The sequence below is a fragment of the Cytobacillus horneckiae genome, from assembly GCF_002835735.1.
Classification (GTDB): domain Bacteria; phylum Bacillota; class Bacilli; order Bacillales; family Cytobacillaceae; genus Cytobacillus; species Cytobacillus horneckiae.
Genome location: NZ_PISD01000030.1, coordinates 247,130 through 267,779, shown reverse-complemented (window position 1 = coordinate 267,779; position 20,650 = coordinate 247,130). Strand labels below are relative to the sequence as shown.

Here is a 20,650-nt window from a genome sequence, read left to right as displayed (position 1 = left end):
ACCTTAAGGACGATGGAGGATGAATCATGAATTTTCAATTGACCGAAGAACATGAAATGATTAGAAAAATGGTGCGTGATTTTGCTGCAAATGAAGTAGCGCCAACTGCTGCTGAACGTGATGAAGAAGAGCGCTTTGATCGTGAAATTTTCGATAAAATGGCAGAGTTAGGCTTAACGGGAATTCCTTGGCCTGAAGAATATGGCGGTATTGGCAGTGATTATCTTGCTTACTGCATCGCTATTGAAGAATTATCTCGCGTTTGTGCTTCTACTGGGGTTACTTTATCCGCACACACCTCACTTGCCGGATGGCCAATTTACAAATTCGGCAGCGAAGAGCAGAAACATAAATTTTTAAAGCCAATGGCTCAAGGAGAAAAAATTGGCGGTTACGGCTTGACAGAACCTGGCAGTGGCTCAGATGCAGGTGGAATGAAAACAACAGCCAGATTAGAAGGTGACCATTACGTTTTAAATGGTTCTAAAATCTTTATTACAAATGGCGGCGTTGCAGATATTTATGTTGTGTTTGCTCTTACAGATCCAGCAAACAAACATAAGGGAACAACAGCTTTTATCGTTGAATCAAGCTTTGAAGGCTTCTCAGTCGGCAAGAAAGAAAAGAAATTAGGGATTCGTTCATCACCAACAACAGAAATCATTTTTGAAGAATGTAAGGTGCCTGCAGAAAATGTATTAGGAGAAATTGGCGATGGCTTCAAAATTGCGATGATGACCCTTGATGGAGGTCGAAACGGAATCGCAGCCCAAGCGGTTGGAATCGCACAAGGCGCATTGGATGCAGCTGCAGCCTATGCGAAAGAGCGTGTGCAATTCGGCAAGCCAATTGCGGCACAGCAAGGAATCGGCTTTAAATTAGCAGATATGGCTACGAATGTAGAAGCGTCAAGGCTATTAACCTATCAGGCAGCCTGGTTAGAGTCAGAAGGTCTGCCATATGGAAAAGAATCTGCTATGTCTAAGCTCTTTGCTGGTGATACAGCAATGAAAGTAACAACAGATGCTGTTCAAGTTTTCGGTGGATACGGTTATACGAAAGATTATCCAGTTGAGCGCTTTATGCGTGATGCAAAAATCACTCAAATTTATGAAGGTACACAAGAAATTCAACGGTTAGTTATTTCCAGAATGATCACGAAATAAGCTGCAGCCAAAGGTTGTTCATTGGGAAAAGGTGAACAGCCTTTGGGAGTTGTATGAAATAGATTTTTCTCTATTCTCTGTTGTCCATTAGTTCATAGAATATAGGTGGGCATGAAAAAAGGCGGTTAAAAAACGATGAAAAAACGCGAAGTGCAAGCATCTGTTAAAGATGAACGTCTTGTTAAGAAAAGGCGGGACCAAATGATCAAGGGCGCTGTCAATCTTTTTATCGAAAAAGGGTTTCACCGGACAACAACAAGAGAAATTGCAAAGGCATCCGGATTCAGTATTGGCACACTATATGAGTATATTGGCACGAAAGAAGACGTTCTTTACCTCGTCTGTGACAGCATATATGACAAAGTAAGAGAGCATCTACAAAAGGTCCTTGATACGAATAAGGGAACAATAGCAGGCTTGAAGCAGGGGATAACTGACTATTTTAAAGTGGTGGATGGCATGCAGGATGAAGTGCTTGTCATGTACCAGGAGGTGAAATCGCTATCAAAAGATGCTCTGCCCTATGTACTAAAAAAAGAAATTGAAATGGTTGCCATGTTTGAGCATGTCATAGAATTATGTATTAAAAACGGTGAGTTGCATTTACCTGAAGAAAAGGTAAAAATGATTGCACATAATATTTTTGTACAGGGGCAAATGTGGGCTTTTCGACGATGGTCACTCCAGAAGATGTTTACGATTGATGATTATATTCAATTGCAAACGGACTTACTTTTCCAAGCGATACAACCAAAAATAAAGCAAGAGTAAAAAATTTTACTGTATATTATCTGAATATTAATAAGTTTTTGTGAAATATTACACCAATTGTCGCCTAGCTGTTTAAACATCATGTAATAGGACTTCTATGTTAGGCAGTATTGTTTCAGTGGCCATAACCAGTGGAGAATATAGCCACAATTCAGAGGAGGAATAAACAATGAGCACTGTTGAAATATATAAGCCGATAAATCATGTGCGTTTTGTTACAGCTTCAAGCTTATTTGACGGGCATGATGCTTCAATTAATATTATGAGACGGATTATACAGGCAAGCGGCGCAGAGGTCATTCACCTTGGGCATAACCGCTCTGTTGAAGAAGTAGTTAATGCCGCCATCCAAGAAGATGTTCAAGGGATTGCGATGTCTTCCTACCAAGGTGGCCATGTCGAATATTTTAAATATATGTATGATCTTTTGGCAGAGAAAGGGGCATCGCATATCCGCATTTATGGCGGCGGAGGAGGTGTCATCATTCCAAAAGAGATTAAAGAGCTTCATGAATATGGGATTGCCAGGATTTTTTCTCCAGAAGATGGGCGTAAAAACGGCCTGCAAGGGATGATTAATCAAATGCTTGAGGAATGTGATTATCCGACCTTCCAAACAGAAGTGGCTGACCAACTTGAAAAGCTGCCTGAAGGCAATATAAATGCAATTGCCCGTCTTATTACAGTGGCTGAGCATCATGTCAGCATGGAAAAGGAACTTGCGGCAACCCTTGATCCTGTAATGGAAAAAGTAAAATCATTAGAGAAAAAAGTGCCGGTTATCGGTATTACAGGGACAGGTGGAGCAGGTAAAAGCTCATTAACAGATGAATTAATTCGCCGATTTATTCATGATATTCCAGATAAGAAAGTAGCTATCTTGTCTGTTGACCCTACAAAACAAAAAACAGGCGGAGCATTGCTTGGTGACCGTATCCGTATGAATGCGATTTTTCATCCGCGCGTGTATATGCGCAGTTTGGCGACAAGACAATCAAAAAGTGAACTCTCGCTGGCAATTAAAGATGCGATTTCCGTCGTCAAAGCCGCCGGATTTGATTTAATCATTGTTGAGACTAGTGGAATCGGCCAAGGAGACGCAGGGATTACAGAAATTTGTGATGCGTCCATGTATGTAATGACAAGTGAGTTTGGTGCGCCTTCACAACTCGAAAAAATCGATATGATCGACTATGCTGATTTAATCGTAATTAACAAATTTGAACGAAAAGGTTCTGAGGATGCTAAACGCCAAGTTCAAAAACAATACCAGCGCAGCCATATGCTTTTTGAAAAAGAACTGGATGTAATGCCAGTTTATGGTACAATTGCCAGTCAATTTAACGATCCGGGTACAAATGCGGTCTTTGCTAATTTGATTGAAGCGATTAATAAAAATGCCGGCACTGATTGGAAAACAAGCTATGAAAAGAATGCCATTGTAGAAAAGCAAAATGTCATTATCCCGAATGAACAGCGCTATTATTTGCGTGAGGTATCAGAGACTGTCCGTTCCTATCATAAAAAAGCGGAAGACCAGGCGAACTTGGCAAGGAAACTTTTCCAAATAGAAGGAACCATACTTGCATTAGAGGGTGGGAATGCAGAGGAAGCGGTCGTATCAGCACTTCAAGCTTTAAAAGAAAAGGTGCTTGAGCAGCTTACACCAGAGTCTAAGAAAATACTTGACGGCTGGAACGACCTCCAAGAGAAATATCATGGCGAGCAGTTTGTCACGAAGATTCGCGATAAAGAAATTATTACCGTATTAAAAACAAAAAGCTTATCAGGATTGTCAATTCCTAAAGTGGCTTTACCTAAGTATAAGGATTATGGTGAGATTATTCGCTGGGTCTATCGCGAGAATGTACCAGGTTCTTTCCCTTATACTGCTGGTGTTTTCCCGTTCAAACGCGAAGGAGAGGATCCTAAAAGGCAATTTGCCGGTGAAGGAACACCGGAAAGGACAAACCGCCGTTTTCATTATCTATCGAAAGATGATGATGCGAAACGTTTAAGCACAGCGTTTGACTCTGTTACTTTATATGGAGAGGATCCAGACTATCGCCCGGACATTTATGGGAAGGTTGGAGAAAGCGGGGTCAGCATTTGTACGCTTGAAGATATGAAAAAACTTTATGACGGTTTTGATCTTTGCCATCCATCCACATCTGTTTCAATGACAATTAATGGACCTGCACCTATCATTCTGGCCATGTTTATGAACACTGCAATTCAGCAGCAAATTCAGGCGAAGGAAGATGAATTGGGCAGAACTTTAAATCAAACAGAGCTTGAGGAAGTAAAAGCCTATACTTTAAGTACGGTTCGGGGGACAGTGCAAGCGGATATTTTAAAAGAGGATCAAGGGCAAAACACATGTATCTTCTCCACTGAGTTCGCCTTGCGGATGATGGGAGACATTCAACAGTATTTTATTGATTCGAAAGTTCGCAATTATTATTCTGTATCCATTTCCGGCTACCATATTGCCGAAGCAGGAGCGAATCCGATTTCCCAGCTCGCCTTTACTCTTGCAAATGGATTTACTTATGTTGAGTATTATTTAAGTAGAGGCATGAAAATTGATGATTTTGCGCCCAACCTTTCATTCTTCTTTTCAAATGGACTTGACCCAGAGTACACCGTACTTGGCCGTGTGGCACGCCGCATTTGGGCAACAGTTATGAGAGATAAATATGGCGCCAATGAAAGAAGCCAAAAGTTAAAATATCATATTCAAACTTCAGGCCGTTCCTTGCATGCACAGGAAATTGACTTTAATGATATTCGGACGACGCTGCAAGCATTAATGGCATTGCAGGATAACTGTAACTCGCTTCATACAAATGCATATGACGAAGCGATTACAACACCAACTGAAGAATCTGTTCGCCGTGCGATGGCTATTCAAATGATTATTACAAAAGAACATGGATTATCTAAAAATGAAAATCCATTGCAAGGTGCTTTTGTTATTGATGAGCTGACAGACTTAGTAGAAGAGCAAGTCTTGCAGGAGTTTGAACGAATTAATGATCGCGGCGGCGTTTTAGGTGCGATGGAAACGCAATATCAGCGTGGGAAAATACAGGATGAATCAATGTACTACGAAATGAAGAAGCATACTGGCGAACTGCCAATTATAGGAGTGAATACGTATTTAAATCCTAATCCGCCTTCAGAAGAAGAAATGGATAATATGGAACTTGCCAGAGCTTCCAAAGAAGAAAAGGAAACACAAATACACAATCTTCGTGCTTTCCAAGAAGCGCATAAAACGGAAACAGAAGTAGCGCTTAAACGGTTAAAAGAAGCAGCGGTAAGCGGCGGAAATATTTTCGCTGAATTAATGGAAACAGTAAAGGTTGCCAGCCTAGGCCAAATTACAAATGCCTTATATGAAGTCGGCGGCCAGTATCGTCGCAATATGTAAATGAAATGAGGCTTACAGCGTATGCTGTGAGCCTATTGTGTACGGTTTTTTTATTTGTAGTGCATGAACCGGCAGATAGCTCCCACTGATGGAAGTTTCACTTTATCTTACTCATGATATACAATCAAGGGGAATATTTATATAATGGTTATATTATTTGAGATAACTTCATGGATTATGATCTCAGGATGTGGACACGTGTGAGAACGATACTTATTGCATTAGTATTTATAGGCTGCTTGGTGGGCACTCAAATTTTATATAAAAAACAGCTAGGGGCCATTGGCTTCTTTTTGCTGTCTTTTTTTTTCATGTGGCTGGCATATAAAATGTACAGTAAAGCGGTAAAGGAAGAAAAGGATTCCTGTAAAAAGTAGGAAAACTTATTAATATAGCTAGCATAAACACTAAATATTTGTTTATAATGAAGAATATGCATTCTTTTGCCTAGTTAGAGGTAAGGAATGAGAAATCAGTTTTTATTACTGTTAATATTATCGTTACTCCAATTGTTTTTTTCGCTAAATATATAGCGTTACATAGGGAAAGGAAGTGCTGAGCATGAGTTTAAATGGATACTCAAAAGAGCAATTAAAAGAAATGTCATTAATTGAGGTTGCTCATGAGCTTTTGAAGAGCAAAAAAGAACCGATGGCTTTCAAAGATATTATGGATGAAATGACAAATCTGCTAGGTCTTTCAGAAGATGAAGTAAAATCCAAAATCGCTCAATTCTACACAGATTTGAATATAGAAGGACATTTTATCGGATTAGGTGATAACCGCTGGGGACTTCGTGCTTGGTATCCAGTAGAACAGTATGAAGAAGAAGTCGTAACTGTCATTAAGCCTAAAAAGAAAAAGGCGAAGAAAGTTGCGGACGATGATGAGGATTATGATGAGGAAGATATCGATTACGATGATCTTGATGATTTTGATGACGATTTAGATGATGAAGAGGTAGACGACCTGCTTGATGATACGGATGATGACGAGGATTTGGACGAAGAATTTGAAGATGACGATGAATTAATAGATGATCTCGATGACGAGGATTTAGATGAAGAAGATGAGGATGAAGAAGAAAAATTATAGCCTTGACTTTTTTCTTGCAGCCTTGTAGAATCATTTTTGGGCTCCTTTAAAAAGGAACGATCATTTATTTGATACGCTAATAGCGCTCCCTTACTTATTTAAGTAAGTGGAGCGCTTTTTATTTTTTGCTAAGGAAAGCTTAGGTTAGTGTATGTACGATGTTGCAGTATAGGTTAAGCAGAGCCATTCGCCATACAGACATAGAGAGCGCAGAGTTTCTGCTAGGTTTTTTTATAAAAGATCATTTTAATCTTTTTAAACAAAGAGTAAATGCACAAACTACGTATAGTTAAGGGGGAATTATCAATGACAAAATATATTTTTGTTACAGGTGGCGTGGTTTCGTCATTAGGAAAAGGGATTGTTGCAGCTTCATTAGGTCGCTTGCTTAAAAACAGAGGATTAAGCGTAACGATTCAAAAGTTCGATCCATACATTAACGTGGACCCAGGTACAATGAGTCCTTACCAGCATGGTGAAGTTTATGTAACAGGTGATGGAGCAGAAACAGACTTGGATTTAGGACACTATGAGCGTTTTGTTGATATTAATTTAACAAAATACAGCAGTGTAACAACTGGAAAAATTTATTCAACTGTTCTACGCAAAGAGCGCCGCGGCGATTATAATGGCGGTACAGTTCAGGTTATTCCACACATCACGAACGAAATTAAAGATAAAGTATTCCGTGCTGGCCATGAAACAAATGCAGACGTGGTCATCACTGAAATTGGCGGTACTGTTGGCGATATCGAATCATTACCGTTCCTTGAAGCCATTCGCCAAATTAAAAGCGATATCGGCCGTGATAATGTTATGTATATTCACTGTACACTCGTGCCATACATTAAAGCTGCTGGTGAAATGAAAACAAAACCAACACAGCATAGTGTAAAAGAATTAAGAAGCCTTGGCATTCAGCCAAATGTCGTAGTTGTACGTACAGAAATGCCGATATCTCAAGATATGAAGGATAAACTTGCCCTATTCTGTGATATTGATAAAGAAGCGGTTATTGAGTGCCGCGATGCTGACACGCTATATACAATCCCATTAGCACTTCAAGAGCAAGGCTTGGACAAGCTTGTATGCAAAGAAATGAAATTGGACTGTGCAGAAGCAGATATGACAGAATGGAAGCAGCTTGTAGATAAAGTGCTTAACCTTTCTAGAAAAACAAAAATCGGTCTTGTCGGCAAATATGTTGAGCTTCAAGATGCTTATATTTCCGTTGTTGAAGCATTAAAACATGCAGGCTATGCAAATGATTCAGAAATAGAGGTAAAATGGATCAATGCAGAGCATGTAACAAAAGAAAATGTTAGCGAACTTCTTGCTGACGTAGACGGTGTTCTCGTTCCAGGTGGATTCGGAGATAGAGGAGTAGAAGGGAAAATTCTAGCTACTCAGTATGCGCGTGAGAACAAAAAACCATTCTTCGGCATTTGCCTAGGGATGCAGTTAGCTTCTATTGAATTTGCACGAAATGTATTAGGCTTAGATGGCGCGCATTCCGCTGAAATCAATCCAAGTACAAACCATCCGATTATTGACCTGCTGCCTGAGCAAAAGGACATTGAGGACCTTGGCGGAACATTGCGACTTGGCCTGCAAGCTTGTAAACTAGTTGAAGGTTCAATCGCATATGAAGCATACCAAGATGAAGTTGTTTACGAACGCCATCGTCATCGCTATGAGTTTAACAATCACTATCGCCAAGATATGGAAAAAGAAGGATTTGTTTTTTCTGGAACAAGCCCTGATGGTCGCTTAGTGGAAATCATCGAACTGAAAGATCACCCTTGGTTCGTTGCATCTCAATTCCACCCAGAATTCACTTCAAGACCAACTCGTCCACAGCCACTATTCCGTGACTTTGTTGGCGCTTCTTTGAAAAATAACGAATAATAAAAAGTAAAGAGACGACTCGCTATTAATAGTGAAGTCGTCTTTTTTTGCTTGCGAATATGAGTAAAGAAGCTTGCAAATAGAAGCATCGTTCCAATAAAACGAATTTATTCCGCTGAATCAGAGTGATAGAAGAGGTAAGAGCGGAAAAAAGCGAATTTATTCCGCTGAAGAAGAGTGATATAAGAAGCAAGAGCGGAAAAAAACGGGTTTATTCCGCTGAAGAAGAGTGATATAAGAAGCAAGAGCGGAATAAAACAGGTGTTTCCCCTGAAGGAGCTATTAAAACTCCCTGCAGAGGAATCATTCAAAGTTTCAGTACTCATCCAACATTTCATCTATCGTAAACTTAATTCCATAATAAACAAATAATGCGGCCATTGATGATGGATAACCAAAGCGATTGCCTGCATCATCTGGAAGCAGGCCCTTCTTCAACTGCAAATCAATATGCACATCAGAATAATCTACAAGCTGCTCTTCCCCTTCCACTGCTTTGGCGCTTATTGTTGCAAAAGGAATAAACCGGTCTGAGAGATACTTTGCTAAACGCAATGCCTCTTGGTGATTTGATTCCCTTGTGATGATAAGAAACCTATCTGTATCTGTTATTACATTAAACTCTGTACCAGCATGCCAAATTTCCGTTGAGGGAAGAGGCTCTTGACCGACAGTTGCTTCAAGACCTACAGCCATCATCTCTTCTGTGCCAAATATGTAAATTTTTCCATCTCCTACACTAGCCTGAGCAAGTATGCGTGCTATATCCTCTATTGCTTCCTCTTTATTTTCGTTTAGACGCTTAAATAGCCCAAACACCTGAGTTGAAAACATTTTTAACATGAAAAGTTCCTCCTGTTATTATTATGTGCTTTAATTATATTGAAATAAGAAGCAAAGGTAAAATTGCGATAATTTAAGAATCCAAGGCAGGAAATTACATTTTTAAGTCGAATTTAACAAACATAGATAAATAACATATGGGAATTGATATTGACAATAAGGAATGAGAGGTGCACTATGAAAGGGAAAATATTGATTGTAGATGACCAATTTGGGATCAGAATCTTGCTCAATGAGGTGTTGCAAAAAGAAGGATATGAAACATTTCAAGCGGCTAATGGGGTACAGGCACTTGATATCGTTTCAAAACATAATCCAGATCTTGTGCTTCTCGATATGAAAATTCCTGGAATGGACGGAATTGAAATATTAAAAAGAATGAGAGTAGACAACAATGATATTAGGGTAATTATCATGACTGCCTATGGAGAGCTGGATATGATTCAAGAAGCAAAGGAATTGGGCGCATTAACCCATTTTGCAAAGCCCTTTGATATTGATGACATAAGAGCAGCAGTGAAAAAGTATCTACCAGTACCTAAATAGTGACATACAAAAGGTGCTTTTTTTATGCATATAGTACATCTTATTAGAATAAAATGCAGCCTAATCATAGCATTTCCTGTTTCATTTTGGTATGATACAAATGGAATTTCAAAGAATCGTATTCGTTTTTGTCATGTCTAAAAGGGGTACATAAACATATATCGTAAAGGTTAACCTGTTATAGAATGACTAACATGGGTAAAAACGACGATCATCATAAGGAGGAAGTTACATATGCCTTTAGTTTCTATGACTGAAATGCTAAAAAAAGCAAATGCAGAGGGCTATGCTGTAGGTCAATTTAATTTAAATAATTTAGAATTCACTCAAGCGATTCTTCAAGCATCTGAAGAAGAGAAATCACCTGTCATTTTAGGTGTATCCGAAGGTGCCGGCCGTTATATGGGCGGTTTCAAAACCGTTGTTAAGATGGTTGAAGGATTGATGGAGGATTACAATATTACTGTACCGGTTGCGATTCATCTTGATCATGGTTCAAGTTATGATAAATGCAAAGAAGCAATTGATGCCGGATTTACATCTGTTATGATTGATGCTTCACACGATCCATTTGAAACAAATGTAGAAACAACTTCTAAAGTGGTTGAGTATGCACATGCGAAAGGTGTATCCGTAGAAGCGGAACTAGGAACAGTCGGCGGACAAGAGGATGATGTTGTAGCTGATGGCGTGATTTATGCTGATGCAAAAGAGTGCGAAGAACTTGTTAAACGCACTGGAATTGACTGTCTTGCTCCAGCATTAGGCTCAGTTCACGGGCCTTATAAAGGCGAGCCAAATTTAGGATTTGCTGAAATGGAGGAAATCAGAGGCTTAACAGGAGTGCCTCTTGTTCTTCATGGTGGAACTGGTATTCCAACAAAAGATATCCAAAGATCAATTTCTCTTGGAACAGCGAAAATTAATGTAAATACAGAAAACCAAATTGCATCTGCCAAAAAAGTACGTGAAGTATTAGCTGCAGATGAAAAAATGTATGATCCTCGTAAATATTTAGGGCCAGCTCGTGAAGCAATCAAAACAACGGTTATTGGCAAAATTCGCGAATTCGGATCTGCGGGAAAAGCTTAATTTAACAAAAAACGGAAACCGCATAATGATTAAGCGGTTTCCGTATTTTAAATGTTCACCTCAATAAAAGCCGATGTTTGCTTGCCACGCTAATAGTGTTCCTTAACCTGCAATATAATTGCCGCAAGAATATATTTCTTCAATTCTATTCCAAATAATTTACATATTCATAACATTTTTATCTACTTTTACATTCCTAGATATTTTTCGTGTAAACTAAATAAAAAGCTATGAGAAAAAGTATGATAAAATATTTCCTAGGGTATGGAAGCTTTTTTAAACTGGCAAGACATGTTAACATAAAGATGCTTAATTTTTCAACAAAAAGACTACAATGGTAAAGAAGTCGCTGGCCTGTGTTTATATTAAATACGGGATTCTGCGTGTTTGCTAAATGTTTGATGGATAGAATGATAAGGATTTTCAATATTGATAGGACAAGCTTATTTATGCTATATGAAAAAAAGCAGCCAATTGGCTAGCTTTCTACGGCTTAGAAGGGAGTTCAAAATGGAAAAGCTTATGATTGCGGGCGGTCATCCTTTGAAGGGGACGGTGAGAATCAGCGGTGCCAAAAATAGTGCGGTTGCCCTCATACCCGCGACGATCTTAGCAGATTCGCCTGTAACAATTGAAGGTTTGCCGGATATTTCTGATGTACAAATTTTAAAAGGATTGCTTGAAGAAATTGGTGGAACAGTTGATTTTACAGACAATAATATGACAGTCGATCCATCTTCAATGATATCTATGCCTTTACCAAATGGAAAAGTGAAAAAGCTGCGAGCTTCTTATTATTTAATGGGGGCAATGCTTGGCCGCTTTAATAAAGCTGTCATTGGTTTACCGGGGGGATGTCATCTAGGTCCTCGTCCAATCGATCAGCATATAAAGGGTTTTGAAGCACTTGGAGCAAGTGTGACAAACGAACAAGGTGCCATTTATCTTCGTGCAGATGAACTTCACGGTGCTCGTATTTATCTAGATGTCGTCAGTGTCGGTGCGACAATAAATATCATGCTTGCAGCTGTAAGAGCAAAGGGTAGAACAATCATTGAGAACGCAGCTAAAGAACCGGAAATTATTGATGTGGCAACTTTGCTAACAAATATGGGTGCGAGAATTAAAGGTGCAGGTACAGATGTCATTCGCATTGACGGTGTGGAGCATTTACATGGCTGCCAGCATACGATAATTCCTGATAGAATTGAAGCTGGTACATATATGATACTTGCTGCTTCATCAGGGGATGGCGTATTAATTGATAATGTGATTCCTCATCACTTAGAATCTCTAATTGCTAAATTAAGGGAAATGGGTGTGCAAATTGAAGCGGGTGATGACCAAGTATTTGTCGGGCCGGCTGAAAAGATGAAAGCGGTGGATATTAAAACGCTTGTCTATCCTGGATTTCCGACAGATCTTCAACAGCCGTTAACCTCACTGTTAACTGGATCAGAAGGTACGAGTATGGTCACAGATACGATTTACGGTGCACGCTTTAAACATATAGATGAGCTAAGAAGAATGAATGCCAATATTAAGGTTGAAGGTCGTTCAGCGATAATTAATGGACCTATCAAGCTGCAGGGAGCAAAAGTAAAGGCGAGTGATTTAAGAGCAGGTGCAGCGCTAGTGATTGCTGGATTAATGGCAGAGGGAGTAACTGAGGTGACTGGTCTTGAGCACATTGACCGCGGTTACAGTCATTTAGTTGAAAAACTAAATGGCCTTGGAGCAACGATTTGGCGTGAAAAACTCTCTGACCAAGAATTAGAGCAGATGAAAAACGCATAAGTAATATTATATACTGAAATGCAAATCAGCGAAGAGTATGCATCCATTTCAATCAAAGAAGAATTGAAATAGAGCTAAGATTGGGGAGGAACTTGTAATGGAAAGAAGTTTATCAATGGAACTTGTCCGTGTAACAGAAGGTGCGGCCTTAGCTTCTGCACGCTGGATGGGACGCGGAATGAAGGACGATGCAGATGGCGCAGCCACTACTGCGATGAGAGATATTTTCAATACAGTACCAATGCAAGGGACAGTTGTAATTGGCGAAGGCGAAATGGATGAAGCACCAATGCTTTATATTGGTGAAGAACTTGGGACTGGCAATGGACCATTAGTAGATATCGCTGTAGACCCAGTAGAAGGAACAAGCATTGTTGCTTCTGGCGGCTGGAACGCATTGGCTGTTTTAGCAGTAGCAGACCGTGGAAATCTTTTAAATGCGCCTGATATGTATATGGATAAAATCGCAGTTGGACCTGAAGCTGTTGGACAAATCGATATTAACGCGCCGATTATTGACAACTTAAGAGCTGTTGCAAAAGCAAAAAACAAAGATATTGAAGACGTAGTAGCAACTGTCTTAAATCGTGACCGTCATGCGCATATCATTAAGGAGCTACGCGATGCAGGTGCGAGAATCAAATTAATCAATGAAGGCGATGTTGCTGGGGCTATTAACACTGCATTCGACCACACTGGTGTTGATATTTTATTCGGCTCAGGTGGAGCGCCAGAAGGAGTCCTGGCTGCTGTTGCATTAAAGTGTCTTGGTGGAGAGCTTCAAGGGAAGCTTTTGCCGCAAAACGATGGAGAGGTAGAACGCTGCATTAAGATGGGGCTTGATGTAAATAAAGTCCTGCTGATGGAAGACTTAGTGAAGGGCGACGATGCAATTTTTGCAGCAACAGGAGTGACAGATGGTGAACTATTAAAAGGTGTCCAATTCAAAGGCGCTTACGGTTCAACTCATTCTATTGTCATGCGTGCAAAATCAGGTACTGTTCGTTTCATCGAAGGCCGTCACAGCTTTAAGAAAAAGCCCAATTTAGTAATTAAATAATGATGCAGTCAGGGCCGGGTTATCCGGTCCCCCTAACCTGCAACAACTCCTTCCAACAAGATCATTCATCATATAGAAAAAAATACAGTTGTCCAAATGAACGATTAGAGGTAAAATAAAGATTATTTTATATAGGATAGCAATGTCTATGATGACCAGTAACATAAAAAAGAATCTGGCCACAAGCTGCAATCCAGATTTTCCTCCTTATTAATGAAGGGAATTTTTTTACTCTTCAATTATTACTTCAGGAAGCCTCAAAAATATCTTTCCTTTTTCCAACCATATTATAACTGCTTATTAGTATAGTGCTATCGCATATGGGGAAAATGATTGAAAATTCTAAAGAGTGGTGTCGAAATGGGATTAAATATTTCAAGTTTAGAAAATATGAAGTTAAAAGAGCTTTATGAGCTTGCTCGTGAATATAAAGTTTCTTATTATAGCAAGTTATCAAAGAAAGAACTAATTTTTGCCATCTTAAAAGCAAGAGCGGAGCAAGAAGGTTATTTCTTTATGGAAGGTGTATTGGAGATTATCCAGTCTGAGGGCTTTGGATTTTTAAGGCCAATTAATTATTCGCCAAGCTCAGAGGATATTTATATTTCCGCTTCACAAATTCGCCGCTTTGATTTAAGAAATGGTGATAAAGTATCGGGTAAAGTTCGTCCGCCAAAAGAAAATGAACGCTATTTTGGTTTGCTGCAAGTTGAAGCAGTAAATGGAGATGACCCAGAGTCTGCGAAGGAACGTGTCCACTTCCCTGGATTAACCCCTTTATATCCAAATCGCCATATGAATTTGGAAACGACTACAAGACATATTTCTACACGTATAATGGATTTGCTAGCACCTGTCGGCTTTGGACAGCGTGGTCTGATTGTTGCGCCACCAAAAGCGGGGAAAACAATGCTTTTAAAAGAAATCGCTAACAGTATTACAACGAACCATCCAGAAGCAGAGCTGATTGTTCTGTTAATTGATGAACGTCCTGAGGAAGTGACAGATATTGAACGTTCTGTCGCTGGAGATGTTGTAAGCTCTACGTTCGATGAAGTGCCGGAAAACCATATTAAGGTTGCTGAGCTTGTACTTGAGCGTGCTATGCGTTTAGTAGAACATAAGCGTGATGTAGTCATTCTTATGGATAGTATTACAAGATTGGCGAGAGCTTATAACCTTGTCATTCCTCCAAGTGGAAGAACTTTATCAGGCGGTATTGATCCGGCGGCGTTCCATCGCCCGAAACGTTTCTTCGGTGCAGCACGTAATATTGAAGAGGGTGGAAGCTTAACAATTTTAGCTACAGCATTAGTTGATACTGGTTCACGTATGGACGATGTCATCTATGAAGAGTTTAAAGGAACAGGGAATATGGAGCTTCACCTTGATCGATCTCTTGCTGAAAGAAGAATTTTCCCTGCCATCGATATTCGCCGTTCTGGTACACGTAAGGAAGAATTGTTGATTCCTAAGGATCATCTTGATAAACTATGGGCAATCCGTAAATCCATGACAGATTCACCTGACTTTGCCGAGAAGTTCATGCGCAAGCTAAAACAAACAAAGTCCAACGAGGAATTCTTTGCTCATTTAGCTGAAGAAATGAAGGCAAAACGTTCGCACTAATTGTGGGTTTAAATGGAAAATAGGATTCAAAAACGTTTATTGCAAATTCTGCTGGTCCTTGTTATAATAATTCCAGTGTGTTTTTGAAGATTACGGGTAACCGTAACTATATAACTCTGTCTCAGAATGATTCAGGGCGGAAGGAGATGAAAAGAATGAAATCAGGTATTCATCCTAACTATAAAAAAGCAATGGTGAAATGCGCATGCGGCAACGAATTCGAAACAGGTTCTGTACAAGAAGAGATCCGCGTTGAGACTTGCTCTGAGTGCCATCCATTCTATACTGGACGTCAAAAATTCGCTGAAGCTGGCGGACGTGTTGACCGTTTCAACAAAAAATACGGCATCAAACAGCAGTAATTTGAATAAACAACCAAAACAGGCAAGTAAAATTTCTTGCCTGTTTTTTATTGAATGTCGAAAAATGTCGGTGACAGGTACCGACATTTTTCGACATTCATAATAAAGAAGAGTTTTTAGTGACATCCTAATAGTTAGCTTTGAGGTAGGCATTAGGGAGAATCTTTGTCTGTAAGCTAACAGCAGGTGCCACTTAGATTTTTGGGAAGGAGAGAGGCCTTTCATGTATGTAATGAATCACCATGGATGGGTTGAAGTGATTTGCGGGAGCATGTTTTCGGGCAAATCGGAAGAACTAATTCGCCGTGTGCGAAGAGCCCAATTTGCAAAGCAGCAAATCGCTGTATTTAAACCACAAATTGATAAGCGGTATAGTGAAGAATCTGTCGTTTCTCACAATGGCTCCTCTTTTATCGCCCAGCCTGTTGCAAGCGCAAGCGATATTTTAAAATTTATCACTTCTGATATTGAAGTCATTGCTATTGATGAGGTACAATTTTTCGATGATGAAATTATTAATGTGATTCAGAAGCTTGCAAATGATGGTCATCGAGTCATTGCAGCAGGGTTGGATCAAGATTTCCGCGGAGAGCCGTTCGGTCAAATGCCTGCGATCATGGCCATTGCTGAATTAGTTACGAAGCTTCAGGCTGTATGTGCGATTTGTGGCTCCCCTGCCAGCCGAACGCAAAGGCTTATTAACGGCAAGCCAGCATCCTATGATGACCCAGTCATCCTTGTCGGTGCTTCCGAGTCATATGAGCCGCGCTGCCGCCATCATCACGAAGTAATCGGTAAACCGTTAAAACATCAGCAGCCAATTAAAATCATGAAATAACCTGAAATCTGCACGGCGTCGGTCATGCAGATTTTTATTCGTTTTATGGTAAATTCGCCTTATAAATTAATATTCTTTACATAAAAGCACCTGCAAAATTCATGAAAAAATTGTCTGAAACACCTTTGTTGAAATTGGGCAACCTACCAACAGGAGGTGGCAAAAAATGAAGAAATTTGTGATAGGCTTTTTGTTCTTTGTACTCATGTCAGGCTGTTCATCGTCACATGAAGCAAATAATGCAGATAAAGAATATAAATTAGATGATACCAATACAGTAAGACTCAATAGTGGCACAGGTCACCGTTCAGATAATGTGAAGGAATTTTCCATGTATGAGCAAAACCCTAACCTTCTTAATACAAACGGAGATAAAGTCAGTGAACGAAGCGACATCGGTAAGGCACGTGGAGTGATAGAGAAGTTTACCGACTATGAGCCGGGCGCTATTTGGATTGATGGCGAGCAAATGAATGTAACTGTCTACACACAACATAAATTTAACTCCGACGAAGAGCGAAACAAAGCAAAGGGAGCTTTGCAAAAGAAATTAGTGCGTGCGGTGCCAACGTATTATGTTGACGTTAAAATTAGGGAAGATTATACAGAGTGAGTAAGGCGGCCAAGAGTGCCGTCTTTTTTTGTTAAAAGCAAAACGTTCCCCTAAGCTTTTAGGGGAACGATGATTAAGCAGTTCTTTCTATTTTTGGCTGTTTGGCAGGTAGAGTCGATACATAGCTATGAAGTGCCATGCCAATCACTACTAAGCCCATGCCGAATAAAGATAATGGGGAAGGAAAGGCAATAGATAAGAAAATGATTTCCCCGATTACAGCAAATAAAACCTCGAATGATTGGGTTGCCTCAACTGCACCTAATTTTTGCATATTGCCACGAACTAGATCGGTTGCTGCAAAGAATAGTACAGTGGCAAATACGCCGGAAAAAAGAGCGACAAGACCGGATTGATATACTTGACCAGCACTTGGGATGCCGGTTGTTTGCAGTGCGACAATTGCAAGAATCACCCATAATGGCAAGCTGGCAATCGTCATCCCAAGGACTCGCTGATAGGCATCCAGCCGGTTATTCGTTACTTCCATCATTTTTCGGTTGCCTAAAGGATAGGCGAAAGAAGCAATAATAATTGGAATCACGCATAAAAGCATATCTTGAAGAGAGACCTGTGTGGAATGCTCCCACTGCATGATAAAAACGCCAATTAATATGATCAGGCTCATCATTAAGCCGCGATAAGGGATTCTGCCTTTTACTTGAATAGGTCCATTCTTCGTTTGGATCGTTTCGTAAAATAGTGGCGCAAGCAACGATCCGGAGATGATGGTGATTTGCCATGTCGCAGCAATAAGCCAGCCTTGACCATAAGCGGCAGCAAAGCAAATTGGTGCATAAAATAATCCGAAGCCAATAAAGCTCCAAAGCACCCATTTTCCTGGGGCTCTTCTCATTTCTGTGAAAACCTGCCGTAAGTTGCGTCTCAAAGCTACAATAATCAGCAGCATGGGTATCATGAAAAAATATCGGAGAGAGGCGCTCCATAGCCAGCTTCCGCCATCCATCTCCATGGACGAGTTAAATATAAAGGTAAATGCAAAAAAAGAACGCGGCAAGCACGCCTAAGAGAATCGCTTTCAAGCTCTATGCACCTCAACTTTTAATGATGTATAAACCAACTATATTAAATAAATCCAGTTGCTTCAATAATAATCATTGAATTTTCTAATATTGTGGCGGTATGGTTTTGACTGCTGGAAACAGCTATACTATAATTAGAATGTTATAGGTGCCGATAATTCCCCTATTTTGAGGGTGAAAATAAACGTTCGTTTAATAAATAACTTAGAGGTGAATGTCTGTGTTTGATCGTCTTCAATCTGTTGAGGACCGTTATGAAAGATTAAATGAGCTTTTAAGCGATCCTGAAATTGTGAATGACCCTAAAAAACTGCGCGAATATTCCAAGGAGCAGTCGGATATACAAGATACTGTTGATACATATCGCGAATATAAAGATGTGTATGAGCAATTTAAAGATGCAAAAGCGATGCTAGAAGAAAAACTGGATGCTGATATGCGTGAAATGGTAAAGGAAGAGTTAGCTGAGCTGGAAACAAGTGTGGAAGATTTGGAAGGACGCTTGAAGATTTTACTTATCCCGAAGGATCCGAATGATGATAAAAACGTTATTATGGAAATCCGCGGTGCAGCTGGCGGTGACGAAGCAGCACTGTTTGCTGGTGATTTATATCGCATGTACAGCCGCTTCGCTGAAACACAGGGCTGGAAAATCGATGTAATTGAAACTAGTTCAACTGGAGTGGGCGGATATAAAGAAATCATTTTTATGATTAATGGAAATGGCGCCTATTCAAAACTGAAATATGAAAATGGCGCACATCGTGTGCAGCGTGTACCTGAAACAGAATCGGGCGGACGTATCCATACATCCACATCAACTGTTGCAGTTCTGCCGGAGGCTGAAGAAGTGGAAATTGACATTCATGAAAAAGATATTCGTGTCGATACATTTGCATCCAGCGGCCCTGGCGGACAAAGTGTAAATACAACGATGTCAGCTGTTCGCTTAACGCATTTGCCTACCGGAACAGTTGTATCCTGTCAGGATGAAAAGTCGCAAATAAAAAATAAAGAAAAAGCTATGAAGGTTTTACGTGCACGTGTGTACGATAAATTCCAACGAGAAGCACAAGCAGAATATGATCAGCAGCGTAAATCTGCAGTAGGAACAGGTGATCGTTCTGAGCGGATTCGAACATATAATTTCCCGCAAAACCGCGTAACAGATCACCGCATTGGCCTTACTATTCAAAAGCTTGATCAAATCTTGCAAGGAAAGCTCGATGAAGTAATCGATGCATTAATTCTTGAAGAGCAATCTGCAAAGCTGGATAGCGCATCAAATGAGTAAAGCTAAAGTTTACGAAGCCCTCAACTGGGCTTCTTCTTTTTTAAAAGAATATAAGCGGGATGAAAATGCAGGCGAGCTTTTACTGCGTCATTATTTGCAAATGAATCGCTCTACTTTCCTAGCAAATTTGCGTGAAGAACTGCCAGCTCAGGTTGAAGAATGTTTTAGAGCAGCTGTGAAAATGCATGCAGAGGGAAAACCTATTCAATATATTATTGGTTATGAAGAATTTTATGGCCGGACTTTTACCGTCAATGAAGATGTCCTTATTCCCCGTCCTGAGACAGAGGAGCTGGTTGTCGGTATAATTGAACGGTTGAAAAAAAGATTTAATTTCAATGAAAAAGTTAAGCTAGTGGATGTTGGTACAGGCAGCGGGGCAATAGCCGTTACGCTCAAACTAGAATGTCCCGAGCTTGGTGTTACCGCTACAGATATCTATCTTCCAACCTTGAATTTGGCAAAGGAAAATGCTGAAAAGTTGCAGGCTGAAATTCAATTTGTAGAAGGAGATTTGCTCCAACCCTTTATCAAAAAAGAGCAAAAATTTAAGGTTGTCGTTTCCAATCCACCTTATATCCCTGATGCAGACGTAGAATGGATGTCTGAGGTAGTTACAGATCATGAGCCGCATCGCGCATTATTTGCTGGTTATGATGGACTCGATCTGTATCGCCGCTTAATAAAGGAGCTGCCAAATGCTGTTGAGCCGAAAGCTATTATTGGCTTGGAAGTGGGCATGGGCCAAGGTAAAGCGGTGTCGAATCTGCTGCAGGTAGCATTTCCAGATGCCTTTGTAGAAGTGGTGAATGATATAAACGGTAAAGATCGGATGGTTTTTGCTGAGATTGGTTTTTAATTAACCATCGCTCATCGGTATTCAAATTGGGGGCACACTTTGTGGTTCCCCTGGTGTTGAAAGAGGTGTCCGCCCGACACTTGCTCTGCTCAATAGCGAGCGGTCATTTTTATTTTGTAATAAGTTTCTCCAGCCTAGGAACCGCTTTGTGGTTCCTTTTTTTAATAGATAGCCTTGACCTGTACAGCATCTTTTCCCCCATAATAATAGTTTTTCCCTCGTGAAATTCTTTTTTAATTTTAATAGTTTAAGAATTTGTCTTTCTGACCACAATGAGGATAGTGAAGGGATGGTGCAG

The 20,650-nt window shown here is 40.1% G+C and carries 16 protein-coding genes and 1 pseudogene; 15 read left to right on the top strand and 2 right to left on the bottom strand.

Going from position 1 to position 20,650, the window contains the following annotated elements; all coding sequences use genetic code 11:
• Positions 1 to 26 precede the first annotated feature (26 nt).
• From CWS20_RS14680 to pyrG, 5 genes are all read left to right on the top strand, one after another.
• Positions 27 to 1,166 (top strand): acyl-CoA dehydrogenase, encoded by a 1,140-nt coding sequence (locus tag CWS20_RS14680; protein ID WP_066189099.1) that lies wholly within the window; start codon positions 27 to 29, stop codon positions 1,164 to 1,166.
• 135 nt (positions 1,167 to 1,301) lie between these two features.
• Positions 1,302 to 1,937, top strand: coding sequence for a TetR/AcrR family transcriptional regulator (locus CWS20_RS14675; RefSeq protein WP_066189102.1), 636 nt, complete (start codon positions 1,302 to 1,304; stop codon positions 1,935 to 1,937).
• 169 nt (positions 1,938 to 2,106) lie between these two features.
• Positions 2,107 to 5,373: a fused isobutyryl-CoA mutase/GTPase IcmF gene (gene icmF / locus CWS20_RS14670; protein ID WP_066189105.1), complete on the top strand. Its 3,267-nt coding sequence runs from the start codon at positions 2,107 to 2,109 to the stop codon at positions 5,371 to 5,373.
• Positions 5,374 to 5,934: 561 nt separating this feature from the next.
• Positions 5,935 to 6,468, top strand: a complete 534-nt coding sequence (gene rpoE, locus CWS20_RS14665; protein WP_066189110.1) for a DNA-directed RNA polymerase subunit delta — start codon at positions 5,935 to 5,937, stop codon at positions 6,466 to 6,468.
• Between the two features lie 306 nt (positions 6,469 to 6,774).
• Positions 6,775 to 8,376: a CTP synthase gene (gene pyrG, locus CWS20_RS14660; RefSeq protein ID WP_066189113.1), complete on the top strand. Its 1,602-nt coding sequence runs from the start codon at positions 6,775 to 6,777 to the stop codon at positions 8,374 to 8,376.
• Positions 8,377 to 8,691: 315 nt separating this feature from the next.
• Here pyrG and CWS20_RS14655 read toward each other — a convergent pair whose 3' ends face one another.
• Entirely contained in the window at positions 8,692 to 9,219 is a 528-nt protein-coding gene (locus tag CWS20_RS14655) for a DUF2529 domain-containing protein (protein ID WP_066189115.1), read from the bottom strand.
• Positions 9,220 to 9,396: 177 nt separating this feature from the next.
• Between CWS20_RS14655 and CWS20_RS14650 the strand changes: the two genes are divergently transcribed.
• From CWS20_RS14650 to CWS20_RS14610, 8 genes are all read left to right on the top strand, one after another.
• On the top strand, positions 9,397 to 9,765 hold the full coding sequence (locus tag CWS20_RS14650) for a response regulator (protein ID WP_066189118.1): 369 nt from the start codon (positions 9,397 to 9,399) through the stop codon (positions 9,763 to 9,765).
• A gap of 234 nt (positions 9,766 to 9,999) precedes the next feature.
• A complete protein-coding gene (locus tag CWS20_RS14645) occupies positions 10,000 to 10,857 on the top strand; it encodes a class II fructose-bisphosphate aldolase (protein WP_066189121.1) in 858 nt (285 codons plus the stop codon).
• Between the two features lie 510 nt (positions 10,858 to 11,367).
• Positions 11,368 to 12,654 (top strand): UDP-N-acetylglucosamine 1-carboxyvinyltransferase, encoded by a 1,287-nt coding sequence (gene murA, locus CWS20_RS14640; RefSeq protein WP_066189123.1) that lies wholly within the window; start codon positions 11,368 to 11,370, stop codon positions 12,652 to 12,654.
• A 97-nt stretch (positions 12,655 to 12,751) separates the two neighbouring features.
• Positions 12,752 to 13,714, top strand: coding sequence for a class II fructose-bisphosphatase (gene glpX, locus CWS20_RS14635; protein WP_066189126.1), 963 nt, complete (start codon positions 12,752 to 12,754; stop codon positions 13,712 to 13,714).
• Between the two features lie 360 nt (positions 13,715 to 14,074).
• Entirely contained in the window at positions 14,075 to 15,343 is a 1,269-nt protein-coding gene (rho, locus tag CWS20_RS14625) for a transcription termination factor Rho (RefSeq protein ID WP_066191959.1), read from the top strand.
• A gap of 155 nt (positions 15,344 to 15,498) precedes the next feature.
• The gene (gene rpmE, locus CWS20_RS14620; RefSeq protein ID WP_066189130.1) at positions 15,499 to 15,705 is read left to right on the top strand and encodes a 50S ribosomal protein L31; all 207 of its coding nucleotides are present in this window, start codon (positions 15,499 to 15,501) and stop codon (positions 15,703 to 15,705) included.
• Positions 15,706 to 15,928: 223 nt separating this feature from the next.
• Positions 15,929 to 16,543 (top strand): thymidine kinase, encoded by a 615-nt coding sequence (locus CWS20_RS14615; protein ID WP_066189132.1) that lies wholly within the window; start codon positions 15,929 to 15,931, stop codon positions 16,541 to 16,543.
• A gap of 166 nt (positions 16,544 to 16,709) precedes the next feature.
• Positions 16,710 to 17,156 (top strand): hypothetical protein, encoded by a 447-nt coding sequence (locus CWS20_RS14610; RefSeq protein WP_066189135.1) that lies wholly within the window; start codon positions 16,710 to 16,712, stop codon positions 17,154 to 17,156.
• A 73-nt stretch (positions 17,157 to 17,229) separates the two neighbouring features.
• Here CWS20_RS14610 and CWS20_RS14605 read toward each other — a convergent pair.
• A pseudogene (locus CWS20_RS14605) lies at positions 17,230 to 18,199 on the bottom strand (DMT family transporter).
• Between the two features lie 220 nt (positions 18,200 to 18,419).
• Between CWS20_RS14605 and prfA the strand changes: the two are divergent.
• Entirely contained in the window at positions 18,420 to 19,493 is a 1,074-nt protein-coding gene (gene prfA, locus CWS20_RS14600) for a peptide chain release factor 1 (RefSeq protein ID WP_066189141.1), read from the top strand.
• Entirely contained in the window at positions 19,486 to 20,352 is an 867-nt protein-coding gene (gene prmC / locus CWS20_RS14595; protein WP_066189144.1) for a peptide chain release factor N(5)-glutamine methyltransferase, read from the top strand. Before prfA ends, prmC begins: the two co-directional genes overlap by 8 nt.
• Positions 20,353 to 20,650 lie beyond the last annotated feature (298 nt).